27 protein-coding genes are annotated in these 25,957 nt (G+C 41.9%); 14 read left to right on the top strand and 13 right to left on the bottom strand.

Annotation, left to right across the window (positions count from 1 at the left end):
* The 4 genes from OFO12_RS02385 to recA are packed head-to-tail and all read right to left on the bottom strand — an operon-like array spanning window position 1 to window position 3,552.
* The gene (locus OFO12_RS02385; RefSeq protein ID WP_270869329.1) at window positions 1–735 is read right to left on the bottom strand and encodes a hypothetical protein; all 735 of its coding nucleotides are present in this window, start codon (window positions 733–735) and stop codon (window positions 1–3) included.
* The gene (locus OFO12_RS02380; RefSeq protein ID WP_270869328.1) at window positions 732–1,265 is read right to left on the bottom strand and encodes an FtsB family cell division protein; all 534 of its coding nucleotides are present in this window, start codon (window positions 1,263–1,265) and stop codon (window positions 732–734) included. Before OFO12_RS02380 ends, OFO12_RS02385 begins: the two co-directional genes overlap by 4 nt.
* The gene (eno, locus tag OFO12_RS02375; RefSeq protein WP_270869327.1) at window positions 1,265–2,515 is read right to left on the bottom strand and encodes a phosphopyruvate hydratase; all 1,251 of its coding nucleotides are present in this window, start codon (window positions 2,513–2,515) and stop codon (window positions 1,265–1,267) included. The genes OFO12_RS02380 and eno overlap by 1 nt, the downstream gene beginning before the upstream one ends.
* Entirely contained in the window at window positions 2,515–3,552 is a 1,038-nt protein-coding gene (gene recA, locus OFO12_RS02370; RefSeq protein WP_270858502.1) for a recombinase RecA, read from the bottom strand. Before recA ends, eno begins: the two co-directional genes overlap by 1 nt.
* A 132-nt stretch (window positions 3,553–3,684) precedes the next feature.
* Here recA and OFO12_RS02365 point away from each other — a divergent pair, with 132 nt between their 5' ends.
* The 4 genes from OFO12_RS02365 to OFO12_RS02350 all read left to right on the top strand — a co-directional run bounded on the left by OFO12_RS02365 (window position 3,685) and on the right by OFO12_RS02350 (window position 7,630).
* Window positions 3,685–4,548 (top strand): menaquinone biosynthesis family protein, encoded by an 864-nt coding sequence (locus OFO12_RS02365; RefSeq protein ID WP_270869326.1) that lies wholly within the window; start codon window positions 3,685–3,687, stop codon window positions 4,546–4,548.
* A gap of 265 nt (window positions 4,549–4,813) precedes the next feature.
* Window positions 4,814–5,746, top strand: a complete 933-nt coding sequence (locus OFO12_RS02360) for a DUF3137 domain-containing protein (RefSeq protein ID WP_270869325.1) — start codon at window positions 4,814–4,816, stop codon at window positions 5,744–5,746.
* 37 nt (window positions 5,747–5,783) lie between these two features.
* Window positions 5,784–6,560, top strand: a complete 777-nt coding sequence (locus OFO12_RS02355; protein WP_270869324.1) for a UDP-N-acetylmuramate dehydrogenase — start codon at window positions 5,784–5,786, stop codon at window positions 6,558–6,560.
* An 83-nt stretch (window positions 6,561–6,643) separates the two neighbouring features.
* A complete protein-coding gene (locus tag OFO12_RS02350; RefSeq protein WP_270869323.1) occupies window positions 6,644–7,630 on the top strand; it encodes a cation diffusion facilitator family transporter in 987 nt (328 codons plus the stop codon).
* Window positions 7,631–7,823: 193 nt separating this feature from the next.
* Here OFO12_RS02350 and OFO12_RS02345 read toward each other — a convergent pair whose 3' ends face one another.
* From OFO12_RS02345 to dnaG, 3 genes are read right to left on the bottom strand one after another with little or no spacing between them, the layout of a single operon-like run.
* The gene (locus tag OFO12_RS02345; protein ID WP_270869322.1) at window positions 7,824–8,939 is read right to left on the bottom strand and encodes a DUF362 domain-containing protein; all 1,116 of its coding nucleotides are present in this window, start codon (window positions 8,937–8,939) and stop codon (window positions 7,824–7,826) included.
* 55 nt (window positions 8,940–8,994) lie between these two features.
* A complete protein-coding gene (locus tag OFO12_RS02340) occupies window positions 8,995–9,981 on the bottom strand; it encodes an argininosuccinate synthase domain-containing protein (RefSeq protein ID WP_270869321.1) in 987 nt (328 codons plus the stop codon).
* The gene (gene dnaG / locus OFO12_RS02335) at window positions 9,978–11,651 is read right to left on the bottom strand and encodes a DNA primase (RefSeq protein WP_270869320.1); all 1,674 of its coding nucleotides are present in this window, start codon (window positions 11,649–11,651) and stop codon (window positions 9,978–9,980) included. Before dnaG ends, OFO12_RS02340 begins: the two co-directional genes overlap by 4 nt.
* Before the next feature lie 60 nt (window positions 11,652–11,711).
* Here dnaG and OFO12_RS02330 point away from each other — a divergent pair, with 60 nt between their 5' ends.
* The 6 genes from OFO12_RS02330 to OFO12_RS02305 are packed head-to-tail and all read left to right on the top strand — an operon-like array spanning window position 11,712 to window position 16,715.
* Window positions 11,712–12,737, top strand: a complete 1,026-nt coding sequence (locus OFO12_RS02330) for a tetratricopeptide repeat protein (RefSeq protein ID WP_270869319.1) — start codon at window positions 11,712–11,714, stop codon at window positions 12,735–12,737.
* Window positions 12,715–13,140, top strand: coding sequence for a ribonuclease HI (gene rnhA / locus OFO12_RS02325; RefSeq protein WP_270864749.1), 426 nt, complete (start codon window positions 12,715–12,717; stop codon window positions 13,138–13,140). Before OFO12_RS02330 ends, rnhA begins: the two co-directional genes overlap by 23 nt.
* A 58-nt stretch (window positions 13,141–13,198) precedes the next feature.
* Window positions 13,199–13,870, top strand: a complete 672-nt coding sequence (gene rnc, locus OFO12_RS02320; RefSeq protein WP_270864748.1) for a ribonuclease III — start codon at window positions 13,199–13,201, stop codon at window positions 13,868–13,870.
* A gap of 9 nt (window positions 13,871–13,879) precedes the next feature.
* On the top strand, window positions 13,880–14,950 hold the full coding sequence (aroC, locus tag OFO12_RS02315) for a chorismate synthase (protein WP_270869318.1): 1,071 nt from the start codon (window positions 13,880–13,882) through the stop codon (window positions 14,948–14,950).
* Between the two features lie 22 nt (window positions 14,951–14,972).
* The gene (locus OFO12_RS02310; protein WP_270869317.1) at window positions 14,973–16,052 is read left to right on the top strand and encodes a hypothetical protein; all 1,080 of its coding nucleotides are present in this window, start codon (window positions 14,973–14,975) and stop codon (window positions 16,050–16,052) included.
* A gap of 15 nt (window positions 16,053–16,067) precedes the next feature.
* A complete protein-coding gene (locus OFO12_RS02305) occupies window positions 16,068–16,715 on the top strand; it encodes a CatB-related O-acetyltransferase (protein WP_270869316.1) in 648 nt (215 codons plus the stop codon).
* A 55-nt stretch (window positions 16,716–16,770) separates the two neighbouring features.
* Here the strand turns inward: OFO12_RS02305 and purN are convergent, their stop codons facing one another.
* The 6 genes from purN to tig are packed head-to-tail and all read right to left on the bottom strand — an operon-like array spanning window position 16,771 to window position 22,645.
* Entirely contained in the window at window positions 16,771–17,349 is a 579-nt protein-coding gene (purN, locus tag OFO12_RS02300; RefSeq protein ID WP_270869315.1) for a phosphoribosylglycinamide formyltransferase, read from the bottom strand.
* A complete protein-coding gene (locus OFO12_RS02295) occupies window positions 17,331–18,722 on the bottom strand; it encodes an NAD(P)H-hydrate dehydratase (RefSeq protein ID WP_270869314.1) in 1,392 nt (463 codons plus the stop codon). The genes purN and OFO12_RS02295 overlap by 19 nt, the downstream gene beginning before the upstream one ends.
* Entirely contained in the window at window positions 18,719–20,236 is a 1,518-nt protein-coding gene (locus OFO12_RS02290) for a YifB family Mg chelatase-like AAA ATPase (RefSeq protein WP_270869313.1), read from the bottom strand. Before OFO12_RS02290 ends, OFO12_RS02295 begins: the two co-directional genes overlap by 4 nt.
* Complete coding sequence (gene def / locus OFO12_RS02285) at window positions 20,233–20,751, bottom strand: peptide deformylase (RefSeq protein ID WP_270869312.1); 519 nt, start codon at window positions 20,749–20,751, stop codon at window positions 20,233–20,235. The genes OFO12_RS02290 and def overlap by 4 nt, the downstream gene beginning before the upstream one ends.
* Window positions 20,751–21,335, bottom strand: a complete 585-nt coding sequence (gene clpP, locus OFO12_RS02280) for an ATP-dependent Clp endopeptidase proteolytic subunit ClpP (RefSeq protein ID WP_270858485.1) — start codon at window positions 21,333–21,335, stop codon at window positions 20,751–20,753. Before clpP ends, def begins: the two co-directional genes overlap by 1 nt.
* Window positions 21,335–22,645: a trigger factor gene (gene tig, locus OFO12_RS02275; protein ID WP_270858484.1), complete on the bottom strand. Its 1,311-nt coding sequence runs from the start codon at window positions 22,643–22,645 to the stop codon at window positions 21,335–21,337. The genes clpP and tig overlap by 1 nt, the downstream gene beginning before the upstream one ends.
* Before the next feature lie 171 nt (window positions 22,646–22,816).
* Between tig and folE the strand changes: the two genes are divergently transcribed.
* The 4 genes from folE to OFO12_RS02255 all read left to right on the top strand — a co-directional run bounded on the left by folE (window position 22,817) and on the right by OFO12_RS02255 (window position 25,909).
* Window positions 22,817–23,401: a GTP cyclohydrolase I FolE gene (gene folE, locus OFO12_RS02270; protein WP_270869311.1), complete on the top strand. Its 585-nt coding sequence runs from the start codon at window positions 22,817–22,819 to the stop codon at window positions 23,399–23,401.
* A 103-nt stretch (window positions 23,402–23,504) separates the two neighbouring features.
* Window positions 23,505–24,695: a NifS family cysteine desulfurase gene (locus OFO12_RS02265; protein ID WP_270868510.1), complete on the top strand. Its 1,191-nt coding sequence runs from the start codon at window positions 23,505–23,507 to the stop codon at window positions 24,693–24,695.
* Window positions 24,696–24,704: 9 nt separating this feature from the next.
* Entirely contained in the window at window positions 24,705–25,706 is a 1,002-nt protein-coding gene (locus tag OFO12_RS02260; protein ID WP_270869310.1) for an iron-sulfur cluster assembly scaffold protein, read from the top strand.
* Window positions 25,706–25,909: a hypothetical protein gene (locus OFO12_RS02255; protein WP_270869309.1), complete on the top strand. Its 204-nt coding sequence runs from the start codon at window positions 25,706–25,708 to the stop codon at window positions 25,907–25,909. Before OFO12_RS02260 ends, OFO12_RS02255 begins: the two co-directional genes overlap by 1 nt.
* Window positions 25,910–25,957 lie beyond the last annotated feature (48 nt).

The raw sequence follows: 25,957 nt of genomic DNA, 5'->3' as shown, positions 1-25,957 counted from the left end.
TTATTTTAGTTTGATTATGTAGCCATTGGCGAAATTCTCAAAACTAGCGTTTGATTCACCGCTGATTTCGAGGGTGTAAAAGCCCTCATCTCTGGTGATATTAATGTCGTAAAACCCGCCCACATTTACCATAAATCCAGCCTGACTAAGCTTCATTTCGTCCCTAAAAAGCTCGATTTTTGCAAATTTGCTTTTGTTTGTGTCGAGGGATTTAATCTCATCTTTTGTGATGATTTCAAGACTATGATTTTTGATAACGAACTGCAATTTATCGTCAAATTTAATCGTCTCTAACGGCAAATCAAGGCGTGGCGTAAAATATGGCTTAGGCATAGAAATACCGCCGTTCTGCTCCAAATTTGGGTCGTTTGAAGTGACAGAAACATCTAAAATTTTAGAAAGCGCAGGTTTAGCTCGTGCGCTTAGCATAAAATCATCTCGCCAATCCACAGAGCGATTTATGTCGATGATTTTTTCCTGTGTTGCGCCGTTTTCGTCGCTGTAACGCACCACGATTTGTGTGATTACCTTGGCGTTTGAGGGGAGTGAAAACAGCTGCGAGGTAAAGTCATCTGGCGGGATTATGGGTTTTATGACTTGAAATTTAGGCGCACTTAAATTTTGTTCTGCGCTTGAATTTTTGTCTTTGTTTGTGGAATTAGCGTCTAAATTCGCGCTAGAATTTGTATCGCCTAGCAGTAAAACTGCGCATAAAAAGGGTAGTAAAATTTTCATTTAACCAAATCCGGATCTAGCAATCTGCGCTCCAAATATGTCTTTTGAAGCTCGGCATTTTCGCTTTTTAGCCTCTCGATATCCGAAAACAAAAACGCCTTTTGCTTTTGCAAATCGCGCAAAACCTCCAACGAACGCTTGCCAAAAAGCACATCATATAAGAAAAATCCAGCATAAGCGATAGCTACTAACCCGCAAAGCGCAATGGCGATTTTTTTAAATGGCGATTCGATTTTTCTGAAATTTCTAGGTTTGCTAAATTTTGGCGAATTTTGAGAATTTTGCGAATTTTGTTTTGGCGCAGTATTCGCTGTGCGAGCAGAATTTGCGCCCAAATTTGGCTTTTGCGCCGAATTTGCGCTAAATTCTTGCTCGTAGAAATTCCCGGCTAAATTTTCACTTTTGCCCTCTTGCTCATCGTAAAATTTAGCCCCGATTTGGCTTAAAATTTCGCTATCATCGCCAAATTGTGCGCGCTGGGCGTAAGAGCCAAGCTCGCGCGCACCACTACCCTTTTTTTTAAAAAGCATTATAGTTTGTTGCCTAAAAATTCGTCGCTTTCGCACTCGATTTCAAGCAAGCGGTTGTATTTTGCGTTGCGCTCGCTTCTTGAAGTAGCGCCTGTTTTGATTTCGCCTGTATTTAGCGCGACCGCAAAATCAGCGATAAACGCGTCCTCGCTCTCGCCGCTTCTATGGCTCATAATGCAGCGATAGCCGTTGCGTTGTGCTAGGCGGACGGTTTGCATGGTTTGGCTAACAGAGCCGATTTGATTTGGTTTAATCAAAATCGCGTTTGCCACGCCTTTTTTGATACCTTCTAGCAAAATTTTCTCGTTTGTTACAAACAAATCATCGCCTACGAGTTGCACTTTTTTGCCAAGGCGCTCAGTCAGCTTTTTCCAGCCGTCCCAGTCGTCTTCGCTTAGACCATCTTCGATTGAGAAAATTGGGTATTTTTCGCACAAATTCGCGTAGTATTCGATTAGCTCTTCGCTTGTGAATTCTCTGCCTTCTAATTTGTATTTTCCGTCCTCGTAAAGCTCGCTAGAAGCGACATCTAGGGCGATTTTAATCTGCTCGCCTGGTTTGTATCCAGCCTTTTCAATCGCACTCATAATGATTTTAATCGGCTCTTCGTTGTCTTTTAAATTTGGTGCAAAACCGCCCTCATCGCCCACAGCTGTGCTATGACCTGCGTCATTTAGAATTTTCTTTAAAGTTTGATAAATCTCAGCCGCCGCTCTTAGAGCCTCGCTAAAACTATCAAAACCAAACGGCATAATCATAAATTCTTGGAAATCCACGCTATTGTTTGCGTGCGCACCGCCGTTTATGATATTAAACATAGGCACAGGCAAAATACTAGCGTTAGCCCCACCCAAATAGCGATATAGTGGCATATTTAGGCTTTTTGCAGCCGCTCTTGCAACCGCCATAGAGACGCCCAAAACAGCATTTGCGCCTAAATTTGAGTAATTCTCAGTGCCGTCAAGCTCCAACATAGTATCATCGATAAATTTTTGATTATACGCATCGGCTCCCACGATTGCCTCAGCGATTGCTTCATTTACATTAGCGACCGCTTTTAGCACGCCTTTTCCACCAAATCTCGCGTCTTTATCGCGTAACTCCAAAGCCTCTCTTTTGCCAGTGCTTGCCCCACTTGGCACTACTGCGCTCGCTACCGTGCCGTCGCTTAGCTCGACTGTGGCTTTGACCGTCGGATTACCTCTGCTATCTAAAACCTCGATTGCATACACATTTTCTACGAATACCATTATTCTTCTCCTTTATCATCATCGCTAGAATCGCTTAAATTCACGCCTTCGCTTCCCATTTGTTCTTTTATTTTGCCTAGAATTTCATCGGCTACACTTGGATTGTTTTCTAGGTAAATTTTGGCGTTTTCTCTGCCTTGACCAAGCTTCGTATCGCCATAGCTAAACCACGCACCACTTTTATCGACAATGTCGAGTTTGACGCCATAATCTATTAACTCGCCGACTTTGGAAACGCCCTTGCCAAACATAATGTCAAATTCTGCCACTTTAAACGGCGGAGCGACCTTGTTTTTGACCACTTTTACCTTCGCGCGGTTGCCGATTGGTTCCTCGTTTTGTTTGAGTGTGGCGATTTTGCGGATATCGATACGCACTGATGAGTAAAATTTCAGCGCATTTCCGCCTGTGGTGGTCTCTGGCGAGCCGTATCCTGTCATACCGATTTTCATACGAATTTGGTTGATGAAAATCACCGTTGTTCCCATTTTATGCACGACGCCTGTAAGTTTGCGAAGAGCTTGGCTCATAAGGCGGGCTTGAAGTCCTACATGCTGATCGCCCATATCGCCGTCGATTTCGCTCTTTGGCGTAAGCGCTGCGACGCTATCTACAATTATCAAATCAATCGCGCCACTTTTGGCTAGGGTTTCGACGATATCAAGAGCTTGCTCGCCAAAGTCTGGTTGGCTTACATATAGATTGTCTGTATCTACGCCCAAATTTGCGGCATATTTGACATCTAGCGCGTGCTCGGCATCGACAAAAGCGCAGATTCCGCCAGCCTTTTGGCACTCGGCGATGATATGAAGTGTCAAAGTAGTTTTACCAGAGCTTTCTGGTCCGTAAATTTCGATAATTCTGCCCTTTGGCACGCCACCGATTCCAAGGGCGATATCAAGGCCGACTGAGCCTGTGGATATCGCGTCGATCGCCTCGACTTGCTTATCGCCAAGCCTAACCAAAGTGCCTTTGCCAAACGCTTTGTCAATCGATTTTAGCGCGGCGTCAAGGGTTTTTTTCTTTCCTTCGTCCATACTATTCCTTAAAAAAAATCTAAACATCTCATTGTAGCAAAATATCTTTAAAACTTAGTTTTTATTTTTGGTAAATTTTAATCCGTTTTTTGTTATCCTTGATTTAAATTTTTAAAATTTTAAGGTATTAAAATGAAAAACATTAGCGTTGCTCACTCGCCCGATGCGGACGATATTTTTATGTATATGGCGATAAAATTTGGCTGGGTAAATTCCGCGTGGCTTAAATTTGAAAATCATGCAGACGATATTCAAACGCTAAATTTGGCAAGTCTTGCTGGGATTTATGATGTTTGCGCTATCTCTTTTGCGTTGTATCCAAAAATTTACGCTGATTATGCTCTACTTCGCACGGCTGTGAGCTTTGGCGAAGGCTATGGGCCAAAACTGATAAAGAAAAAAGGCGTAAAGCTAAAACCGAATTTCAAAGTCGCCCTAAGTGGCGAACACACGACAAATGCGATGATTTTTCGCATTGCTTACCCAAACGCTAGGATTGTGTATAAAAATTTCTTGGAAATCGAAAATGCCGTGCTTAGTGGCGAAGTCGATGCTGGGGTGCTGATACATGAAAGCATTTTGGATTTTAGCAGTGAGCTTTGCGTAGAGCGCGAAATTTGGGATATTTGGAGCGAATTAAATGGGGAAAATTTACCACTTCCGCTTGGTGGTATGGCGCTTCGCAGATCACTGCCACTCACAGACGCGATTGAATGCGAAAGGGTGCTGACTGACGCCGTGCGGGTCGCTCACGCAAATAAATCTTTGCTTTCAAAAATGCTAATCGAGCGAGATTTGGTGCGGGTTGATGATAAAAAACTCGAAATTTATCTAGGGCTGTATGCAAATGAAAATTCGATTACGATGAACGAAACGCAATTAAACGCAGTGCAAAAGCTCTTTGATTTGGGCTTTGAAAATGGCTTTTACAGCGAACAAATTTGCGCACTAGATATGCTGATACCAAGCGAATATAAGGAAATTAGGAATTTGTAGAATTTTAAATTTCGCAAAAATACTGCCCCGAAATTTTAAATTCGTGGCAATGACAAATTGAGTTTAAATTTTGCCTAATTTGTCATTGCGAGCGCAGCGAAGCAATCCAGCCACGCCGTCAAGCGTTTTTAAATTAAATTTAAAGTGAGAAAATTTGACTATAAGAGAAATAGAAGTTTTAAGAAAATTAGCATTAAATAAGATTAATGGACTAAAAATTCCGTTTTTTCTTTCAACTCTCGCAATCCCAATTGCGGTCGGATTTTTGTTATATAAATTTGGCGATATAGAATTTGCTTTGCCTTTGGCTATTGTAATTTTTGGTATGTCAGCGATGAAATATATAATGATAGATTTTATTGATGAAGACCAGCCTATGACCATAAAAAGAGAAATAATGCCATTTTTGCCACTGTTAATTTTAATGTATTTTGCTGATGATATAACCAAATTTATACCAAATTTCGGCTATGTATTGCTTACGATATTTACAATACTTGCTATGGTTATGTCGTTTTTATTGCTTGTGAAATTCGCGAAAATGGACGAAATAAAAAAATACAAAGATTTATTCAAAAATAGATATTTAAAGGACTATCTTGCAAAATTTGGCTATGAGTATCAAGAAAAAGGCTCATTAGACCAAATAATCTTAAAACATAGTAAATTATTTAACCCGTCCGAAATTTCAAACATAAACGATAAAATTTGTGGAAAAATCGACAAGGTAGAATTTGTTTTTTGTGATTTAATCATCAAAAAAGAGCTAAAAGACGCGCTGTATTTTGGCGTGTTTTTTTATGCAGAATTTAACAAAAATATAAAATCAAAAACTTTCATAAAATCAAAAGACAGCAAGATAAAAAACGCGGAAAATTTAAAAAAAATTGTTATGGACGACACGAAATTTAACCGCACTTTCGAAGTTTATAGCACAGATGCTACAAATGCTATGTATATATTAAGCCCTGCATTGATGAAGAGAATTTTAAGCCTAAAATGGCATTTAAATTTTCCGATTAGCATTAGTTTTGTGGGAAGCAAAATTTACATTTTTATCGATACAGGCAAGGATAATTTCGAGCCAAATATCGATATAAGTGCGATAAAATCGGATAGAATTATCAAAACAGAACTCTCGCACTTTTTATCAATCGTTAAAACTCTAAATTTAAATACAAGAATTTGGAAAGTGTAAAATATTGTATAATAACGCAAAAATTTAAGGCATAGTTATGGCGAAAATTTACAAGGAAATTGACTTTTCAAAATATAGTTCGGTGAAAATCGGTGGCGTGGAAAAAGTTGAAGTTTTAGACGAAAACAGCGAATTTAACGGCTTTGTCGTGGGTGGGGCAAATAATCTTTTAATCTCGCCTAATCCGCCAAAACTTGGAATTTTAAGCGATAAATTTGATTTTATTTCACTTGACGGCGACATTTTAAAAATCGGCGCAAAAACAAAAAGCGCTAAAATTTACAACTTCGCAAAACAGCAAAATCTCGCAAATTTCGAGTTTTTAAAAAATATCCCCGGCACTTTGGGCGGTCTAATAACCATGAACGCAGGACTTATGGGCTTTGAAATTAGCCAAAATTTGCTAAGCGTTCGCACAAATCTTGGCGAATTTGGCAAAGACGAGTTAAATTTCGCCTATCGCCACAGCGAAATTAACGGCATTATTTTGGAAGCCAAATTTAGAGTTTCGCGCGGGTTTAACGCAACCCTTAGCGAAGCAATCGCGCAAAAAAGGGCAAATCAGCCAAAGGGTGCAAGTTTTGGAAGCTGTTTTAAAAACCCGATTGGCGATAGTGCAGGTAGGCTCATCGAAGCTGTGGGCTTAAAGGGTTTTCGTGTTGGCGGGTGCGGATTTAGCGAGATCCACGCAAATTTTCTTATCAATTACGGCGGTGCGACATATTTTGAGGCAATCACGCTCATAAATTTAGCCAAAATGCGCGTGAAAGCCGAATTTGGCGTGGATTTACACGAAGAAGTGGTGATTTTATAGCGCGTGGTTTGCGTGCGTTTGCGATAAATAAATTTTAAGCGAATTTGCGATATAGGCTAGCCAAATTAATCACGGAGTTTTTCATGACTTGCAAGCACGATTTTTATAGCCATAAACCTATTATCCCAAGCCAAGCGTCACACTCGCACAGCCACTCTCATGGCAACTCGCACAGCCACGAGCATTTTCGCGACCACGCTCACTCGCACCACGATCACAGCCACGCAGTGGGGGCGAACACAAACAAAAAAATGCTTAAAATTTGTATCGCAATTACGATTTTTGCGATGATTTTTCAATTCGTTTATTCTATCATTACAAATTCTCTCGCACTTTTAAGCGATACTTTGCACATGTTTAGCCACGCTTTTGCCTTGACTTTAAGCTATTTTGCGGTGAAAATTTCAGAATTTAGCGGTGGAAATGAACGGACATTTGGATGTTTTAGAGCTGAGATTTTAGTCGCTTTTGTAAATTCTATTATGAGTTTTGGGTTCGCCCTTTTTATCGTGTATGAGGCTGTGTGCAAACTGATAAACCCTGAAAGCATAGATGCAAAAACCCTTTTGGTGGCTGCTTTTATCGGGCTTGTAGCAAATGCGATAAGCGGACTTTTGCTAATCAAAGCCGATATGCAAAACATAAATATAAAATCCAGTTTCATACACATGATGAGCGATTTGCTAAGCTCGGTTGGCGTTATTTTGGGTGCTGTGATTGTGTATTTTACGGGTGCGTTTTGGGTGGATTGCGTTTTGGCTATGATGATTGCCTTTGTGATTGGAAAATGGTCATATTCTTTGGCGAAAGATAGCGTAAATGTGCTTTTAGAGACTTCGCCGATACCTATACAAAGCATAAAAAATGAAATTTTATCGCATGAGTTTGTGCTGGATACGCACGATATTCACCTCAGCGAAATTACGCATAATTTTTATGTTTTGACGGCTCATATTGTCATAGAGAGGGAAAATTTAGATAAATTTTCGCAAATCATCGGTGAATTATCGCAAAATTTAATGCAAAATTTGCGTATCGCACACTGCACTTTTCAGCCTGAGTGGAATTGAAATTTGTGTTAAATTCGCGCGAAATTTAACATTGAACGATTTCTTAAATTTTAGGCAAAATTTTGAAATTTTGCAAAAACACTAACCTTGAATTTTAAATTCGTAGATTGCTTCGTCGCTATCGCTTCTCGCAATGACAGATTGGGCATAAAATTTTAAATTTATGCCCAATGAATTTTACTGATAGTTTTATTTACTGACCATCAGAGACCCATTTTCCACTGATACCCTTTACGGCGTCTGCTACTTTGATTTCCACATCGCCGTTATCTATATCTATCAGGTGATAGCGGTCGTTGCCCATATCCATTTCCTTCATATATGAAAGCTGTCTAAGACCATGGCGAGTTTCTATGCGCTCGACGAGATCGTGCTTTGATGACTCTGGCAAGGCATAGACGAGATCAACTGATGCCTGATCTGCTGCTAGGATATCAAGCGAGGCGACGATGCCGATATCAGGAGTCACGACAGGAGCTGCGGCAGTTCCTTCGCAGTCGCAAGAAACGCTCATATTGCGCAATACATTTATAAAGGCGATTTTGTGAGCGAAATATGTCGTTATTGCCTTAGTGGATTCGCTCATGCGCTCCATAAGCTCTTCTTCGCTGATGCTCCACTGATCTTTACCCTCTGCGGAGTGGATCCATTTTTTGCCTATTCGTCCATCAGCGCAACCGATACCGATATTTTTATTCGAGCCGCCAAATCCGCCCATCATGTGTCCCTTGAAGTGAGTAAGGGCAAGAAACGAATCATAATCAAGGATATTTTTTCCCATAGACATTTGGCTAAACCATTTGCCATGTGGCACTGGTAGCAACGCGGTCCCAGCTTCGTCTATTATATCTACCCTAGAAAAGGTCCAGCCATTTGTTTCGAGAGTTTTGCGGTGATCTTCTGTGTTATACCTTGCGCCTGCGTAATAGGTGTTTGTCTCTACAATAGAGGCATTAGCAAGACGAGAACTCATAAGCTCTTTTACCCATGGGCGTGGAATAATATTTGGTCCGTGTGGCTCTCCGGTGTGGAGTTTGAGTGCGACTTTGCCAACTAATACGCTTTTAATCTTGTCAAATATTTTAGTAAGTCCTGCTGGTGAAAGATCCCTTGTAAAATATACATAAGACTCAGGGCCTTTGCGCTGGTCATACGGGATATAGCGTTCTCCGCCGACACCAGGGACTGGGTTTTTAGACGCGTTTGTTCCCTCTTTTTTCTCCGCTGCGCTAGCATAGTTTGAGAGAGCACCAAGTGCCGCCGCGGCTCCTGCCATTTTCACAAACTTGCGCCTTACAATATCTTCCATAGTCTATACCTCTCTTTCTTAAACTTATATAGTATATTTAGTATTATATAATATTTTAGCTAATAAAATATTTTTGCGCTTCGGCCTTATCCTCAAACGGCGTGGCTATAAATTTTTCATTTTCGATGATGACTTCATAGCTTGTGCCTGGTTGAAATTTCATATAAGTTAGCGCAAATTTCGCCGCTAACTCCATGTCATCGCGACTAGCATCGCGCGAAATTAGCGAATATGCACCTACGAGTGGCTCGGTAAATTTAATGCGAGTAAATTTAGGATTTTGGATATTTCTTAGGCGCGCATTATCATCTTCGTTGCGTCCGATTATCATTTTTGCGCCACCGTTTAGGCGCAAATGACGGCCAAATTTTAAAATTTCAGCGTCCTGCGAAGTCTCGAATTTTTCAAATTTCATCATATCTTTGATTTTATCAGCGTAGCTTTGGATCGTAAGCAAACACCCGCCAGCTGGCGTTTCGTAATCATCAAAGCCAAATTCCCCCGCTAACTCCATTTGGCGCGTTCGCCCCCTGCCACTGATATCTAGCAGTTTTTCGCGATCGACCCAGCCGTTGATTTCAGGCGCGCTTGGTGCCATTAGTTTCGCGCTTAGCGGGCGCAAGATTAGATTATTTTCATCGCTACTTAGTTTGCGCACCTGCGCCATTGCAGCGGCTCTTTGGCTCATCGGGCGCTGTCCTAGCACTTCGCCAGAAATCACAAAACTAGCCCCCATTGCACCAAGCATAGAAAGCGCGGTTTTAAACATATACCCGTGGCAGTCTATGCAGGGGTTAAACTGCTTGCCATAGCCGTATTTTGGGCTAAAAAGCACATTTTGCAAATACTCATCTCTGATATCCACGCGCAAAAATTCAGCCCCAGCCATGCGCGCTCGCTCGCTCATAATCTCGCTTTTATCATCTTTACCACCAAAGCCAATATCCATATAAAGTGCCGTAACGCCGATATTTTGCATAGTTATTAATTTTATGGCTAGCATCGAATCTAGCCCGCCGCTAAAAAGTGCGAGTGCCTTCATTTTTTTCCTTTTAATTCGTTTATTTTTTTTTGATATTCGAGGATTTTATCGAGCCTGTCGGGGTCGTTTGAAACAAGCAATTTTTGCATTTGCTCCTCTAAAACCCTGCGACGAAGAAGCATGCAGGCCTTGATAAAATTCGTCTCATTTGTAATGGCTAAAATTTTATTATCCAAGGCAAGCGCGCGCAGACTTTGCTCGTCATCTTCGCTTTTTTGCGCTGATATTAGGGCTTCATACACCCTGCCATGCATACGGAAATCCTGCACGCTAAGGCAGTTTAGGCCGTTTGCCATGAAATTTTCGTTTAAAAGCATGGATTTTATGACTTGAAGCTCGGTTATGTCTTTTAAATTTGAGCTTTCTGGTTTTGGCGGGTTTGGCTCGGCTTTGGCACTCGGCTTTGGCGCGAAATTTGCGCTCGCACCCGAATTTGAACTTAGCGAAAACGCATTAGGCGAAACATCTAAAATTTGCGCTACCAAACTCGTATATGACTGCGCTACCACGGGATTTAGCGCGTTAGTAAATTCTTTGATTTCATTTAGAGCCTGCTCTTTTTGCACGGGGCGGGTTAGATCGTATTTTTTGGCGATTTGTCTGATCAAAAACTCTCCGCCCTCCATGCCATTAGCGTAAATTTGGGCTAGCTCGCGCACTTTGCCAGCTTGCACCATATCGGCTGGATCTGCGCCACCGCCTATGATAACCACGCTATTATCAATCCCGTTTGCGCATAATAGTCTTGCGCTTTTTATCGCAGCGTTGATTCCTGCGCTATCTCCGTCGAAGCTTAAAATCACGCGCAAATCCCCGCGTTTAATCAGTGGCAAATGTAGTGGCGTCAAAGCTGTGCCAAGCACGGCTACTGCGTTGTCGATACCTGCTTGGTGAAGCATTATGACATCCATATAGCCCTCTGTGATGATGAGAGTTTTTTTATCATACGCACTTTTTTTAGCTAGATTGTAAGCGTAAAAAATCCGCGATTTATCAAAAACTGCGCACTGGGGCGAATTTACATATTTGGCTGGATTGCCACTAATCGTGCGCCCGCCAAAGCCCACGATTTTGCCCGTGTGGTTGTGAATCGGAAATGTAATGCGCTCGATAAAGCTAGCATAGCTTCCGCGCTCGTTTTGCTTAATCGCGCCCACATTAAAGGCGTCGCGTGCTTCGATTTGCTCGTTTTGCAAAACACGGATTGTCTGCGCGCTAGATCCAGCCCAGCCAAGGCCAAATTTCTGTATCGTCTCATCGCTAAGACCGCGCGAGTGCAGATACTCTACCGCACTAGGATTGTTATAAAGCTGACTTTGGTAAAAGGCGTTTAGGATTTCTAAAATTTTTTTATCTTCGCGCTGAAAATTGCGCTCGTTTGTGTATTCGAGCTCGAAACCATACATCGAGGCTAGCTTTTCTACGGCTTCTTTGAAATTTAGCTTTTCGTAGTCTTGGACGAATTTTATGGCATTTCCACCAGCCTTGCACGAAAAGCAGTGGAAAATCCCAAGCCGTGAGCTTACGCTCATGCTAGGGTGCGAATCATCGTGAAATGGGCAAATTCCGACGAAATTTGAGCCAGAGCGTTTGAGCGGGACATATCTTTCTACGACATCTACGATATCAGCGACGGCTAAAAGCCTTTCAATACTTTCATTTTTAATCATTTGCAAATTATACCCACACTTTGCTATAATCGCCCTTTATTTTATACCACGAGGCGAAATTTGGACAATTTTTTTCTTGATGATCGCGATCCGATTTTTGGGCTAATTGTTTTAATCAGCATTATTTTGTTAGTTAGCGTTTTAAGCTATGTTTGGGGGATTTTTCACAAAAAAAACGAAAGGACAAATTTAGAGAATTTTATCAAAAAATTTGACACCCTCGACGCGCTTAGCGACGCTCACCGCGAGCTTTTATCAAGCCCGCAAATCGATCAGCCTACCCTTGGGGTGTTAGCGAATTCTTTTGTCAAAAGCGGGGATTATGAGCGGGCGATTGAAATTTATCTAATCGCGCTAAATAAAACCACAAACGGCGCACAAAGGGAGTTTGTGCTGACAAATTTAGGCATTGTATATTTTAAAGCTGGATTTATGGGCAGGGCTGAGGAGGTGTTTTTGGAGGCTTTGCGTCTGCGCCCACGCAATCAAACCGCGCTAAATCACCTAACCGTGATTTATGAGAGGCTTCGCAGGTTTGATGAGGCGTTGCAGGTTTTAGACGCGCTGCAAGAACAAGGCGTAGATGTCTGGCAAGGCGCGCAATATATCAGAGCTCAAATCATAGCAAATGACGCAAACACGCCATTTAGCGAGAAAATAAGGCAAATTTTAGCCCTAAATTTCAAGGGTGCAAAGAGATTTTGCATAGAGCTTTTTATCAAAAACAAAGAGCCATTTGGCGAATTTAGCGAATTTCCAAATTTGAGCGAGGTGATTGATCTAATCTATCCGCTAAAAACAGCCGTAAATTTGGGCGATAGCGACTATAATGCGCTGTTTTATGCGCTTGGTAGAAGCGAGAAAAAGCCAGAAAAACCTAGCCAAATTTTCGAAATAAACGCCCTTGTAGCGATGAAGGAAGCGGGATTTGCGGGGGCTAGTTTAGCGTTTTCGTATTCGTGCGCGAAATGCAAAAGCCAAGTGGGGATATTTTCTCATCGTTGCCCTGTGTGCTACGAAATGGCTAGCGTTGGTGTTGGCGCGAAAATCTCGGAAGCAAACAATGAAATCAGTCAGACTTTTTAGCGACGGTAGCAGTCTTGGAAACCCGGGAGCTGGGGGCTGGGCGTATATTTTAGAATACAAAGGCGCTAAAAAATGCGAGTGCGGCGGCAGTGCGTGCGCTACAAACAACCAAATGGAGCTAACCGCGGCAATTATGGGCTTAAAAGCGCTTAAAGAGCCATGCGAAGTGGAGCTTATCACAGATAGTCAGTATGTGGTAAATGCGATAAATTCGTGGCTTCATAAGTGGATAAAAACGGATTTTAAAAACAAAAAAAACGAGGATTTGTGGAGGGAGTATATCAGAGTGGCAAATGGCCATAAAATCACGGCAATTTGGGTCAAAGGTCATGCTGGACACCCGCAAAATGAGGCTTGCGACAGCCTAGCTAGGGGCGAGGCGCAAAAATATAAAAAGGCTTAAATTTTGCAATGAGCGTTGCTAAATTTAAGAATTTTTGCAAATTTAATAAAGGAAAAAAATGCAAAATTTATCAAATTTAGAAGAAAAACTTGGTTATAAATTTAAGGATAAGGCAAGGCTTGCGGTCGCGCTAACGCACAGAAGCGCCAAAAATGGCGCAAACAACGAGAGATTGGAGTTTTTGGGCGACGCGGTTATGGATTTGATAGTGGGGGAGTATTTGTTTGTGAAATTTAACTCAAATGAGGGCGATCTCAGCAAACTGCGCGCCGCACTTGTCAATGAGACGAGTTTTTCGAAATTTGCTAGGTTTTTGGGGATTGGGGCGTGTCTGAATATGTCGGCTTCCGAGGAAAAAAACGGCGGCAGGGAGAAAAACTCGCTACTTTCCGACGCTTTTGAGGCGACGATTGGCGCGCTGTATTTGGAGGTGGGGCTAGAAAAAACGGCCAAAATCGTAACCACTCTGCTAGAAAAAATTTATCCAAAAATCGAATTTAACGAGCTTGTGAAGGATTATAAAACCTCGCTTCAAGAAATCACGCAGGCGAAATTCGGCGTTACGCCCGAGTATCGCTTGCTAGGTTCAACCGGCCCAGATCATAAAAAAAGCTTTGAAATGGCGGTTTTCGTGGGTGGCAAGGAGTTTGCTAGGGACATCGGAAACAGCAAAAAAGAGGCCGAACAAAAGGCAGCAAAAATTGCGATTGAGATTTTAGAAAAAAATTAGGATAAAAAAATGAACACACTAGGTATAAAACTCAGGCTTTCGACTTTTGGAGAGAGCCACGGCGTGGCGATTGGCGGCGTTTTAGACGGCTTTCCGGCGGGCGTGAAAATCGATACTAAATTTTTACAAGCCGAATTAGACAGACGCAAACCCGGCGGTAAATTTGCCACTTCTCGCAAAGAAAGCGATGAGGTGCAGATTTTAAGTGGCGTGTTTGACGGGCTCAGCACAGGCGCACCGATTGGATTTGTGATTTACAACGCAAATCAGCACTCAAAAGACTATGAAAATTTAAAAGAGCTTTTTCGTCCGGGACACGCTGATTTTGGCTATTTTGCTAAATACGGCATTAGGGATCACAGAGGCGGTGGCAGAAGCTCGGCAAGAGAAACGGCGATAAGGGTCGCAGGTGGCGCGTTTGCGCAGATGCTTTTAAATGAATTTGGCGTGAGCGTGAAAAGTGGAGTTTTAAGCGTGGGCGAGATAAAGGCTGAGAATTTAGACTTCGAAAATGCCCTTAATAGCGAGATTTTCGCGCTTGATAAGGGTGTGGAGAATTCGCAAAAAGAGCTTATAGCAAATTTAAAGAAAAACGGCGAAAGCGTGGGTGCGAGTGTGCTAACAATCGCAAATGGCGCGCCAAAGGGGCTTGGAGAGCCACTTTATGCTAAGGCTGACGCGTTAATCGGCGGAGCTTTTATGGGGCTAAATGGAGTAAAAGTAGTAGAGATCGGCGACGGCGTGGAAAGCTCGCTCAAATTTGGCTCACAAAATAATGATTTTATGGATAAAAATGGCTTTAAATCAAACCACGCAGGGGGCATTCTAGGCGGTATCACGACAGGTGAGCAAATCATCATAAAAACGCATTTTAAGCCGACCCCTAGCATTTTTGCTGACCAGCCGACGATTGATAAAAACGGCGATGAAACGATTTGTTCGCTTCGTGGTCGCCACGATCCTTGTATCGGAGTGCGTGGCAGTGTCGTCTGCACGGCACTTTTACGGCTGATTTTAGCCGATTTACTTTTGCTAAATGCGAGTGCAAATTTGGGGAATTTAAAGAAAATTTACGGATAAAATTTAAATTAAAAGGCAAAAAATGAGAAAGATTTGTTTAATTTTTATATTTTTAAATGTCGCATTTGGCGATATAGCGGATAAATTCGCACAAGAGTGCGAAAACGGAGATGTTAAAATTTGCACACTCTTGGCTAGGAGCTATGAAAGTGGTTTATTAAATAACGAATTGCCATTTGCCTATGAAAAGGTTTTTTTAAAAAATGAGTGTGAAAAAAACGATGCTTTAAGTTGTGCTTTATATACAAATCATTTTGACAAAAAAGATGAACCACAAATTTGGAAAAAAGCCCTAGAAGTTGAAAAAAAAGAGTGCGAAAGTGGGAGTGCAAAAGGGTGTGATTATACAGGACATAGATACGACCATTATGAGCATTATTTTGGTGAAAAATTAGAGAATAATAGAGAAATAGCCGAGCAATACTATGAAAAAGCCAAAGGGCTTTATGAAAAGGAGTGTAAAAACGGCGTGGCTTATAGCTGTTTGCAAATTTGGGAATTAACAACTCGCAAAATGATGAATAGAGATGAAGCTTATGGCGAAAAAATGCTTGAAAAGGCACACCAAATTTATGAAAAAGAGTGTGAAAGTGGCATAGATAATATAGAAAGCTGTATAAAAAGAATTTATAATCCGAACAAACCATATAAAAAATTCATACCTATGCTTAAAACAAATTGTGAAAAAGGAAGCCTATATGCTTGTAAAACATTATTAAATTCCAAATTTTATGATCATCAAGTAGGTAAAAAAAGACTAAAAGAAAAAGAGATACAAGAAATTAGAGAAACATATTTAAGCTTTTTAGAAAAATCGTGCGAAAACGGAAGTGCGGAAGGCTGTTTAGACCTTAGTAGGGTTTATGAGGATTTTAATTTTGGAATAATGGATTTTACAAAAGCCGAACAAGTTCATAAAAAAAGTATAAATTTATTTGCAAAAGAGTGCGATAAAGGCGATAGAAGCAGTTGTCTTGCATTTAGTCGTCAAATTGGTTATTCGTCAATACCTTTTGAAAAAAATGAAAATTTAGCCAAAAAATATTATGAAAAAGCTTGTGAATTGGGCGAAACACTTGCGTGTAAAGCATTAGATAAGTAGCTATATGGAGTAAATATGAAAATTCTCCCAAATCCAAATGAAATCTTCCCCTTAAAATCGGGGTTAGGAAGCGTAACCTATATAAAGCCGACTATAAAAAATCCAAATATAATTGTCGGCGAATTTAGCTATTATGCTGGGCAGGATTTTGAGAGGCAGGTTACGCACCATTATGATTTTATCGGCGATAGGCTAATCATCGGCAAATTTTGTCAAATAGGTTTTGGGGTGGAGTTTATGATGAACGGCGCAAACCACGCTATGGGCGGTGTTAGCACATTTCCGTTTTATATTTTTAAGGGTTTTTCGCAAAATCCGCCTAGCCTTGATAAACTGCCAATCAAAGGCGACACGGTGGTCGGAAACGATGTGTGGATAGGGCAACGCTCGCTCATCTTGCCGGGAGCTAAAATCGGCGATGGCGTGATAATCGGCGCTAATAGCGTAGTCGGTGGCGAAATCCCGCCGTATAGCATAGTCGCCGGAAACCCTGCACGGCTAGTGCGAAAACGCTTCGATGATGAGATGATAAATTTGCTCTTGGGTCTTAAATGGTGGGATAAAAGCGTGGAAGAAATAGAGAATTTAACGGGGATTTTATCGAGTGATGATTTGCAAAAAGTGAAAGAAAAAATCAAAGAAATGCTTGGAAAAACCGAATAAACTTAATCAAATTTGATTGAAATTTAGCGGTGCAAATTTCAATCAAAACCAAATTTTAAATCTCACCTTTTAAAATTTTAACTATTGTGCGAGGCAGTATTTCATGCTCGATTTCGTGGATTTTGGCTTCCCACTCATCGCGCGTTTTGCCATCTCTGGCAAAAGCCTCTTGGGCTATGATTTTGCCCCCGTCAAGCTCTGCGCTGACTAGGTGCACGCTCACACCGCCCACTTGCATATCACTTGCAAAGCTCTCATCGATTGCGTGTGCGCCCTTGAAAAGTGGCAAAAGCGACGGGTGCAGGTTAATCGCCCTGATTTGCTCGCAAAATACCGGCGTAAGCACTCTCATAAAGCCCGCTAGCACAGTTAGCTCGGCGCCACTTTTTTTGATAACTTCTACTACTTTTGCGTCAAATTCCTCTCTACTAACAAACGCTTTATGATCAATAACAACGCTTGTTAGTCCGTATTTTTCGGCTTTTTGGATACCTAACGCGTTAGGTTTGTTAGTTAGTGTTAGCACGACTTCGATTTTAATATCGCCAAAAATTTTGCCATGAAGCTTTTCTAAAATCGCCTCTAAATTACTTCCGCTGCCGCTAAAAAGCACGGCTATTTTTTTCGTAACCATTTTATCTCCTCGATGATGTCAAATGGGTTTAGTGAATATGAGTTTTTCCTAAAATTTCGCCCAGCTAAGGCATGGGCCAAAACGCCATTTATCGCGGCTTCGCGCGAGCTATAACCTTGGGCTAAAAGCCCTGTGATGAGGCCTGATAGCACATCGCCACTGCCTGCTTTGGCTAGCGCGCTAACTCCCCTCTCGCACACAAAAAGCTCGCCACGATGCGCTATAATGGTGTTTGCACCTTTTAGCACGAGCACGGATTTGGTAGCAAGCGAAAATTTGCGCGCTAAGGCAAAGCGGTCTTTTTGCACTTCGCTCACGCTTAAATTTGCAATTTTTGCCGAGCTTAGCAAGGCGGCAAATTCCTTTGGGTGTGGCGTGATAACGGCGTTTTCGTTGCTTTGCAAAATTTCAATGATCGAGTCAGAGTAGCACAAATCCGCGTCGATGACGCAAGGCGTGTTAGATAGGATTTGCGTGTCAAATTTCGCCCCTCCTAGCCCCATACCAGCCCCGATTGCGCTAGCGCCCAAAAACTCGTTTTTGCGCATTAAAATCGGATTTAGATTTTTTACCTTGCCTACGACGCTTACCAACCCTGCGCCGATTGCGTGCGCGCTAAGGGCGGCGATCTGGGCTGCGCCACTCATTTCGCCAGAGGCGATAAAGGCGTGGCCAAATTCGCCTTTGTTTGTGTTTTTTTTCTTTCGAAATGGCAGGCGTAAATCGGACTTTTCTAGCAAAAACGCCTCTGGCGCACTGGCAAATTTATCCTCACAAATGCCTAAATTTGCCAGTTTTATCTTGCCGGTAAAATCTTTTGCCAAATCGCCAAAAAGCGAGATTTTCAGCGCCCCCATACACACCGTGTAATCCGCCTCGAACGCCATAGGTCTTGGCACGCCAGCCAAATCGATTCCGCTTGGGATATCAATGGCGATTTTTAGGGCTTTGGCATGGTTAGCACGCCCTAGTATCTCGCATACTTTCTCGTCCATATCGCGCGATAAACCGCTTCCAAAAACGCCGTCGATTATGCAGTCAAATTTGAAATTTTCCAAATTTTGGCTAAAATTCACGCCGACTTTTTTGGCGATTTCGCTTTGAAATTTAAACATTTCGTTTTTTGGCTCACCAAAGATTAAAAACGCCTCGCACAAATAATCCCCGCTTAGCCTGCGAAGCACGCAAATAGCGTCGTTTGCATTATTTCCTGCGCCACATAGGGCTAAAATTTTTGCCCCTTTTTTCAGCTTTTTGCGGATTAAAATTTCTACGCCACTAGCGGCGTTTTCCATTAAAATTTTCTCATCAATGCCTAAATTTTGGCTTGCGTTTTTGTCAAATTCGGCTGTGCTAAAATACAAATTTTTCATATCTCGCTCCTAGTTCGAAAGCTCAGAGCTTCGAGTAAATGGGCCTTTGCGATGACCTCGCTCTCGCTTAGATCAGCGATACTTCGCGCTACTTTTTTGGTTTTTATAATCCCTCTTTGGCTTAGATTATACCTGCTAATCGCGCTTTCTAGGATATTTTGCGCGCTTGATTCCAAAACGCAAAACTTCTGCACATCCTTATCGCTTAATTTCGCGTTTAGCTCGCTTTGCTGCCTTAGCTTTTGCGCGCGAAAGGCGCACACCACCCTCTCATACATCTCCTCGCTAGATATACTAGATCTATCGTCCTTGCTGACCTCGTCCATAGCCACATATAGATCAATCCTATCAAGCAGTGGCCCAGAAATCACGCTTTTGTATTTTTTGATTTCGTTTGCCGAACATGAGCACGAGGTCGATTGCGAAAACAAATGTCCGCACGGGCAGGGGTTTTGCGCCGCGACAAAGATAAATTTCGTCTCATACTCGGTTTTGGAATTTACCCGCGAGATTAAAATTTTATTATCTTCGAGCGGTTCTCGCAGGCTTTCTAAAATTTGCTTTCCAAAGTGCGGAAGCTCATCGAAAAACAGCTCGCCGCCGTTTGCCAAAGCCACCTCGCCGATACGCGCTCCAAGCGAACCACCGCCGAAAATCGAGCTTCTAGTGCTTGTGTGATGAGGTGAACGAAAGGCTCTGAGTGCGCTAAAATCGACATTTTTGTTATTTAATGACTCATAAGCGCACGAAAGCAAAATCTCACTCACGCTTTGAGGTGGCAAAATTTGGGCTATGCGTTTAGCGCACATTGATTTACCACACCCTGGGCTACCCTCAAAAAGTATATTATGCATACCGCTAGCGGCGATTAGGCTCGCTCTTTTGGCTCTTTCTTGGCCTTTTATGTCTTTGAAATTTAGGGTGAAATTTCGGTTTGGGACATAAATTTCACTGCCTATTTTGATAACATCTTTAAAAATCGGGTGAGTTTCGCTCATAAGGCAGGACGCAGCAAATTCATCATCGCTAAAAAATCTAATCGCTTCTGCTAAATTTTCGACCGCATAAACCTCATAATTTGGGATTGTGCAGGCTCTAAGCGCGATTTCTTTTGGGACTAAAATTTTAGCATTTTTCACATGTGCGCTTAAAAACAGCAGTGTCGAAAACAAAGAGGCTGTGGATTTAAGCGTGCCGTCAAGTCCAAGCTCGCCAAATACGAAAAAATCGTCCCCAAAGCTCTCTTTTTGCAAAGCGATTAAAAGCGCGATTGCAAGGTCGAAGTGCGAGCCGTTTTTGGGCACATCAGAGGGGGAGAGATTTATAATGATTTTAGAGGCTGGGAATTTGAAATTTAGGCTCATCAAAGCCGCTTTTACCCTGCTTTCACTCTCTTTAATCGTAGCCCCTGCAAGGCCAACGATATTAAAGCCAGGAAGGCCTCTTACAAATGTGCTTTCTACACTGACACTGATTAAAGTATCGGTAAAAACAGCGCATTTTAGAGATTTCATTTTGATTTTTCTTTTTTGTTTTTGCAGTATTCTTTGTCAAATTTTTTGCGGTTGTTGTAGCCTATGCGCTCGATAAAAAGGTGCCCGTCTAGGTGGTCTAGCTCGTGCTGGATACACACGGCTAAAAGCTCATCGGCGCTTAGCTCGTGTTTTTCGCCATTTCTATCTTGGTAATTTAGCGTGATTTTGCGCGCTCTTTTAACCTCTTCGTAGTATCCCGGCACGCTAAGGCAGCCTTCTTGGTAGATGATTTCATCTTCTTTTTGTGTGATTACAGGATTTATGAGTTCGAGCAAATCGGCTTTGTCTTGCACGCCCTCCTCGTTGGCTAAATTTATCACAACGGCTCTGATTGGATTAGCCACTTGGATAGCAGCTAGTCCAATGCCGTTTTTGCTTATCATGGTTTCATACATATCGTCTAAAAATTTCGCCAGCTCATCGTCAAATTTGACGACCTCTTTGGAGCGAACATGGAGTTTTTTGTTCGGATATGTAAGAATTTCTAAAACCATTATTTAAAGCTCTTTTCCAATACCTTGTCGATTAGTCCATACTCGCTGGCCTCTTTCGCGCTCATGAAAAAATCTCTCTCGCAGTCTTTTTCGATATCGCTTAAATTTTTGCCTGTGTTTTGGGCTAAAATTTGATTTAATTGCGATTTCATACGCAAAATTTCTTTTGCTTGGATTTCGATATCGGTGGCTTGGCCCTGGGCACCGCCGAGAGGTTGGTGAATCATAATGCGCGCATTTGGTAGGGCATATCGTTTGCCCTTGGTGCCACAACTAAGCAAAAATGCGCCCATTGAAGCAGCCTGACCTATGCAGATCGTGCTGACATCTGGTTTGATGTAATTCATAGTATCATAAATGCTAAATCCGCTCGTAACCACGCCACCAGGGCTGTTGATATACATATAGATATCTTTGTCTGGATCTTCTGCCTCTAAAAATAGCAGTTGGGCTACGATTGCGCTGGCTACATCGTCGTTGATTTCGCCACTTAGCATTACAATGCGATCTTTAAGCAAGCGAGAGTAGATATCATAGCTTCTCTCGCCTCTGCTTGTTTGCTCGATTACATAAGGTAAAAACATTATTCGCCTTCTTTGTCGTCTTTGTTTTTGCTAAAAATATTGTTGAAAAGTTTTTCCTCGATTAGCGCCATTTTAACAGCTGGTAAAACGCCTCTTTTGCGATATTCTTCAAGGTGAGCTTTTGGATCTAGGCCGTTTGAGTAGGCTTCGAAGTAAATAGCTTGGATTAGCTCTTGATCGCTTACATCAATACCGCGTTTTTTAGCCAAAGCGTCGATTAAAAATGTGATTTTTACGCTTTTTTCTGCGCCAGCTCTAAATTCATCGCGTTTTTTCTCAATTGCTTTTTGATCTTTTTTAAATTCTTCGATTGTAGCCTCATCAAATGAGCGCCAAGCGTTGTTGAATTGTAAATTTATCTCTTGCTCGACGATTGATTTTGGCAAATCAAAGTTAAATTTCTCAGCCAAAGCATCAGCCATTTTTGGTTTTAACTCTTCTTCGATTTTTTTGCGAAGTTTGTCGTTTTTGAGTTGTTCTTTAATCGTGCTTTCAACCTTTTCTTTTGTAGGTTTTTCCTCGCCTGGAAGTATGCGTTTTAGCATATCCTCATCAAGCTCAGCAGCTGGTTTTTTGCACTGAATTTCATGTAGTTTTACTTTAAAAATCGCGTCTTTTCCTGCAAGGTGTTTAGCGCCGTATTCAGCTGGGAATTTCACGCTTACATCGCGCTCCTCGCCGACTTTTAGTCCAATCATACCGTCTTCAAAACCCGGGATAAATTGATTTGAGCCGATTTCAAGCACATAATCTTTCGCTTCGCCACCCTCGAAAGCCTCATTATCAACGAAACCTTTGAAGTCAAATTTGGCAAAATCGCCCTTTTCAAGCTCTGTTTTATCTGATTTTTCTAGTGGAGCGACCATTAGTAAAATTTTATTTATCTCGTCCTCGATTTCTTTTTTGGTTACGCGAGGTGTCGAAAACTCAGGGATTAGCTCCTCGTATCCGTCGATATTAACCTCTGGGCGGAAAGAAATTTCCATCTCTACATCGATATTTCCGTCTTTTTCATCGTATTTAGAAAAAATTGGCTCGCCGATTACTTCATCGGCTTTTTTATTTACGCTTTTGATTGATTCGTCGATGATATTTTTAAAAATCTCTTGTTTTGCATCTTGTTCTAACTGCGCGCCGTATCGTTTCATCACGACTGCTACTGGGACTTTGCCCTTTCTGAAACCGTCAATTTTAAGGTTTTTGGCGGCTTTTTTAGCAAGATCATCTACTTTTTTAGCGATAGTGTCTGCATCGATTTTTGTGCTTGCTACTGCGTTAGCAGAGTTTGTTAGCTTTGCATTGATTTCCATAAATTTCCTTTTAAAAAATTTTAAAATTAAAGCGCAGAATATACCAAAATTTTGCTTAATAATTTTAAAATTTGGCAAATTTTATTGTTTGGGGCTAAATTTTGCTTTTAAATTTTAGCGTTATAAAAGGGGAGTTTAAGTAATATGCGCGAAAAATTTTAAAGGAAAAATATGGACGAAAAAAGCAGGGAAGAATTCGCTTCTTGTGTCGCTAAAATGCTAACTTTGCTTGGCGAAAATCCTAAGCGCGAAGGGTTAATAAAAACGCCAATGCGTGTGGCAAAAGCGTATGAATTTCTTACTAGCGGATACGAGCAAGACCCCAAAGATGTGCTAAATGACGCACTTTTTGAGAGTTCAAATAATGAAATGGTGCTTATTAAGGATATTGAATTTTACAGCCTTTGTGAACACCACCTTTTGCCTATTATTGGGCGTGCGCATGTGGCGTATATACCTAATAAAAAGGTCGTTGGACTATCCAAAATTCCGCGTATGGTAAATATTTTCGCGCGAAGATTGCAAATCCAAGAACAACTCACCGAACAAATCGCAAATGCGCTTCAAGAGGTCATCAAGCCCCTTGGCGTGGGCGTCGTAATCCAAGCCCGCCACATGTGTATGGAAATGCGTGGCGTGCAAAAAATCAACTCCACCACGACAACTTCGGCTTTGCGCGGACTATTTATCAGCCGAAACGACACTAGAAAAGAGTTTTTTGATTTGATAAATTCGCCAAAAACATTTGGATTTTAGCGTCGGTAAGTTAAGGTGAAATTTAGTCTAATGATTATATTATCAAACTAGCTTTCAAAAGATTAAATATATCTCATTAATAAAAATTTAAGAAAGGAAATTTATGGAGCGTGTTTATTTAGACAATAACGCTACAACTATGGTCGATCCCGAAGTTTTCGAGGCGATGAAGCCATATTTTTGTGAAAAATTTGGAAACCCAAATTCACTACATAGCTTCGGTAGCGAAACCCACCCGGCTCTAAGACGGGCTATGGACGAGCTATACGAGGGGATTGGCGCAGCAGATGCGGACGATATCGTCATCACAAGCTGTGCGACAGAGAGCAACAACTGGGTTTTAAAAGGTATTTATTATGACAAAATTTTATCAGGCGAAAAGGACAACATCATAATCAGCTCTGTCGAGCACCCAGCTATTAGCGCGACCTGTGAGTTTTTGGAGCGAGTGTGCGGGGTAAAAATCATCAGGCTAGGCGTGGATAGCAATGGCTTAATCAGCCTTGATGAACTAAGAGAGAAAATCAACGATAAAACAGCCCTTGTTAGCGTAATGTGGGCAAACAACGAAACAGGCACGATTTTCCCTGTAAAGCAAATCGCAGATATCGCGCACGAATTTGGCGCACTTTATCACACAGACGCTGTGCAAGCAATGGGAAAAATCCCTGTAAATGTGCGCGCAGCAGGCGTGGATTTTTTAAGCCTTTCTGGACATAAATTTCACGCTCCAAAGGGCGTGGGCGCGCTATATATCAAAGATAGCAAACCGCTTACTAGCTTGCTTCACGGTGGCGAACACATGGGTGGGCGCAGATCTGGCACGCTAAATGTCGCTAGCATAGTGGGACTTGGCAAGGCAATGGAGTTAGCGAATAAATTTATGGCTTTTGAAAATTCGCATGTCAAAAGGCTACGCGATAAATTAGAGGACGCTTTGCTTGAAATTCCACATGTCTATGTCGTGGGAGAGCGCGAAATTCGCGTGCCAAATACGATTTTAGCCTCGATTCAAGGCGTAGAGGGCGAGGCTATGCTTTGGGATCTAAACAAAGCTGGAATCGCTGCTAGCACGGGCTCAGCATGCGCTAGCGAAGCACTAGAAAACAACCCGATCATGGAAGCAATCGGCGCAGATAAAGAGCTAGCTCACACAGCGCTTCGTTTATCTCTTTCTCGCTTTAATACAGAGGCTGAGATTGATTATGCCATAGAGCATATCAGCAAGGCAATCACCAGACTTCGCGGGATTTCTAGCACATTTGCTTACGCCCCACAAGGTTATCAAAAATAAGGATTTAAAATGGCAAAAAACGATTTAATAAATGGTTCGATTTGGGAGCAATACTCAAACAAGGTTCAAGATCGCATGAACAACCCTAAATTTATGGGCGAAATCACAGAGGAGGAGGCCACTGCGCGCGGTGCGAAGCTAATCGTGGCTGATTTTGGCGCAGAGAGCTGTGGGGACGCTGTGAGATTATACTGGCTCATCGACCCTGCTACTGACATTATCATTGACGCTAAATTTAAAAGCTTTGGCTGTGGCACGGCAATCGCTAGTAGCGACACTATGGCAGCGCTTTGTATCGGCAAAACCGTCGATCAAGCTGTAAAGATTACAAATTTAGATGTCGAGCGCGATATGCGCGATACCCCTGACGAGCCGGCTGTCCCACCACAAAAAATGCACTGCTCAGTAATGGCGTATGATGTCATCAAAGCAGCTGCGGCAAAATACAAAGGCATAGATCCTGAGCATTTCGAAGATGAGATTATCGTGTGCGAGTGCGCTAGGGTGAGCCTTGGCACGATAAAAGAGGTGATTAAGCTAAATGATTTAAAAACCGTCGAGCAAATCACACAATACACAAAGGCTGGCGCGTTTTGTAAATCTTGTATTAGACCCGGTGGGCACGAGGCTAGGGAGTATTATTTAGAGGATATTTTAGCTCAAACAAGAGAGGAAATGGAGCTAGAAAAACTCCAAGCCCAAGCCGGTGCGTGTGCGAGTTCTGGTATGGCGCCAGAGGCGAAACTAAGCTTTGAAGAGCTAAATTTAATCGGTAAATTTAAAGCGGTCGAGGCGATACTTGATAGCGATATTCGCCCAATGCTTCAAATGGACGGCGGAAATCTCGATGTCATCGACATCAAACCAAGCGATGATGGCAAAACTGACATTTATATTCGCTATTTGGGTGCGTGCTCAGGGTGCGCTAGTGGCGCAGGCGCGACGCTATATGCGATCGAGGCGGTTTTGAAGGATAATCTAAGCGAAAATATCCGCGTAATGCCGATTTGATGATATACAGGCTAAATTTGGGCTTTTGCTTCAAATTTAGCCGAATTTTAAATTTTATAAATTTTAAATTTTCTAAAACACACGCTTTTAATTTTAAATTCACAGATTGCTTTGGCGATAAATCGCCTTGCAATGACAAATCAATGCTTTTAAATTTTGCTACAATGAATTTAAACGCTAAATTCGCAAATTTCGTGCCATAATAAATTTTATTCTAATCCTAAATTTAGTATAATCGTGGGATATTTTTT

Origin of the sequence: Campylobacter sp. JMF_04 NA10 (assembly GCF_027737655.1) — a bacterium.
In the GTDB taxonomy this organism is placed as follows: domain Bacteria; phylum Campylobacterota; class Campylobacteria; order Campylobacterales; family Campylobacteraceae; genus Campylobacter_B.
The sequence above is the reverse complement of the archived record's forward strand: the minus strand, read 5'-3'. Positions and strand labels throughout refer to the sequence as shown.

Excerpts from the sequence above, each read along its gene's own strand:
- OFO12_RS02385 (WP_270869329.1), bottom strand. The coding sequence starts at position 735 with ATGAAAATTTTACTACCCTTTTTATGCGCAGTTTTACTGCTAGGCGAT.
- OFO12_RS02380 (WP_270869328.1), bottom strand. The coding sequence starts at position 1,265 with ATGCTTTTTAAAAAAAAGGGTAGTGGTGCGCGCGAGCTTGGCTCTTAC.
- eno (WP_270869327.1), bottom strand. The coding sequence starts at position 2,515 with ATGGTATTCGTAGAAAATGTGTATGCAATCGAGGTTTTAGATAGCAGA.
- recA (WP_270858502.1), bottom strand. The coding sequence starts at position 3,552 with ATGGACGAAGGAAAGAAAAAAACCCTTGACGCCGCGCTAAAATCGATT.
- OFO12_RS02365 (WP_270869326.1), top strand. The coding sequence starts at position 3,685 with ATGAAAAACATTAGCGTTGCTCACTCGCCCGATGCGGACGATATTTTT.
- OFO12_RS02355 (WP_270869324.1), top strand. The coding sequence starts at position 5,784 with ATGGCGAAAATTTACAAGGAAATTGACTTTTCAAAATATAGTTCGGTG.
- OFO12_RS02350 (WP_270869323.1), top strand. The coding sequence starts at position 6,644 with ATGACTTGCAAGCACGATTTTTATAGCCATAAACCTATTATCCCAAGC.
- OFO12_RS02345 (WP_270869322.1), bottom strand. The coding sequence starts at position 8,939 with ATGGAAGATATTGTAAGGCGCAAGTTTGTGAAAATGGCAGGAGCCGCG.
- OFO12_RS02340 (WP_270869321.1), bottom strand. The coding sequence starts at position 9,981 with ATGAAGGCACTCGCACTTTTTAGCGGCGGGCTAGATTCGATGCTAGCC.
- dnaG (WP_270869320.1), bottom strand. The coding sequence starts at position 11,651 with ATGATTAAAAATGAAAGTATTGAAAGGCTTTTAGCCGTCGCTGATATC.
- rnhA (WP_270864749.1), top strand. The coding sequence starts at position 12,715 with ATGAAATCAGTCAGACTTTTTAGCGACGGTAGCAGTCTTGGAAACCCG.
- rnc (WP_270864748.1), top strand. The coding sequence starts at position 13,199 with ATGCAAAATTTATCAAATTTAGAAGAAAAACTTGGTTATAAATTTAAG.
- aroC (WP_270869318.1), top strand. The coding sequence starts at position 13,880 with ATGAACACACTAGGTATAAAACTCAGGCTTTCGACTTTTGGAGAGAGC.
- OFO12_RS02310 (WP_270869317.1), top strand. The coding sequence starts at position 14,973 with ATGAGAAAGATTTGTTTAATTTTTATATTTTTAAATGTCGCATTTGGC.
- OFO12_RS02305 (WP_270869316.1), top strand. The coding sequence starts at position 16,068 with ATGAAAATTCTCCCAAATCCAAATGAAATCTTCCCCTTAAAATCGGGG.
- purN (WP_270869315.1), bottom strand. The coding sequence starts at position 17,349 with ATGGTTACGAAAAAAATAGCCGTGCTTTTTAGCGGCAGCGGAAGTAAT.
- OFO12_RS02295 (WP_270869314.1), bottom strand. The coding sequence starts at position 18,722 with ATGAAAAATTTGTATTTTAGCACAGCCGAATTTGACAAAAACGCAAGC.
- OFO12_RS02290 (WP_270869313.1), bottom strand. The coding sequence starts at position 20,236 with ATGAAATCTCTAAAATGCGCTGTTTTTACCGATACTTTAATCAGTGTC.
- def (WP_270869312.1), bottom strand. The coding sequence starts at position 20,751 with ATGGTTTTAGAAATTCTTACATATCCGAACAAAAAACTCCATGTTCGC.
- clpP (WP_270858485.1), bottom strand. The coding sequence starts at position 21,335 with ATGTTTTTACCTTATGTAATCGAGCAAACAAGCAGAGGCGAGAGAAGC.
- tig (WP_270858484.1), bottom strand. The coding sequence starts at position 22,645 with ATGGAAATCAATGCAAAGCTAACAAACTCTGCTAACGCAGTAGCAAGC.
- folE (WP_270869311.1), top strand. The coding sequence starts at position 22,817 with ATGGACGAAAAAAGCAGGGAAGAATTCGCTTCTTGTGTCGCTAAAATG.
- OFO12_RS02265 (WP_270868510.1), top strand. The coding sequence starts at position 23,505 with ATGGAGCGTGTTTATTTAGACAATAACGCTACAACTATGGTCGATCCC.
- OFO12_RS02260 (WP_270869310.1), top strand. The coding sequence starts at position 24,705 with ATGGCAAAAAACGATTTAATAAATGGTTCGATTTGGGAGCAATACTCA.
- OFO12_RS02255 (WP_270869309.1), top strand. The coding sequence starts at position 25,706 with ATGATATACAGGCTAAATTTGGGCTTTTGCTTCAAATTTAGCCGAATT.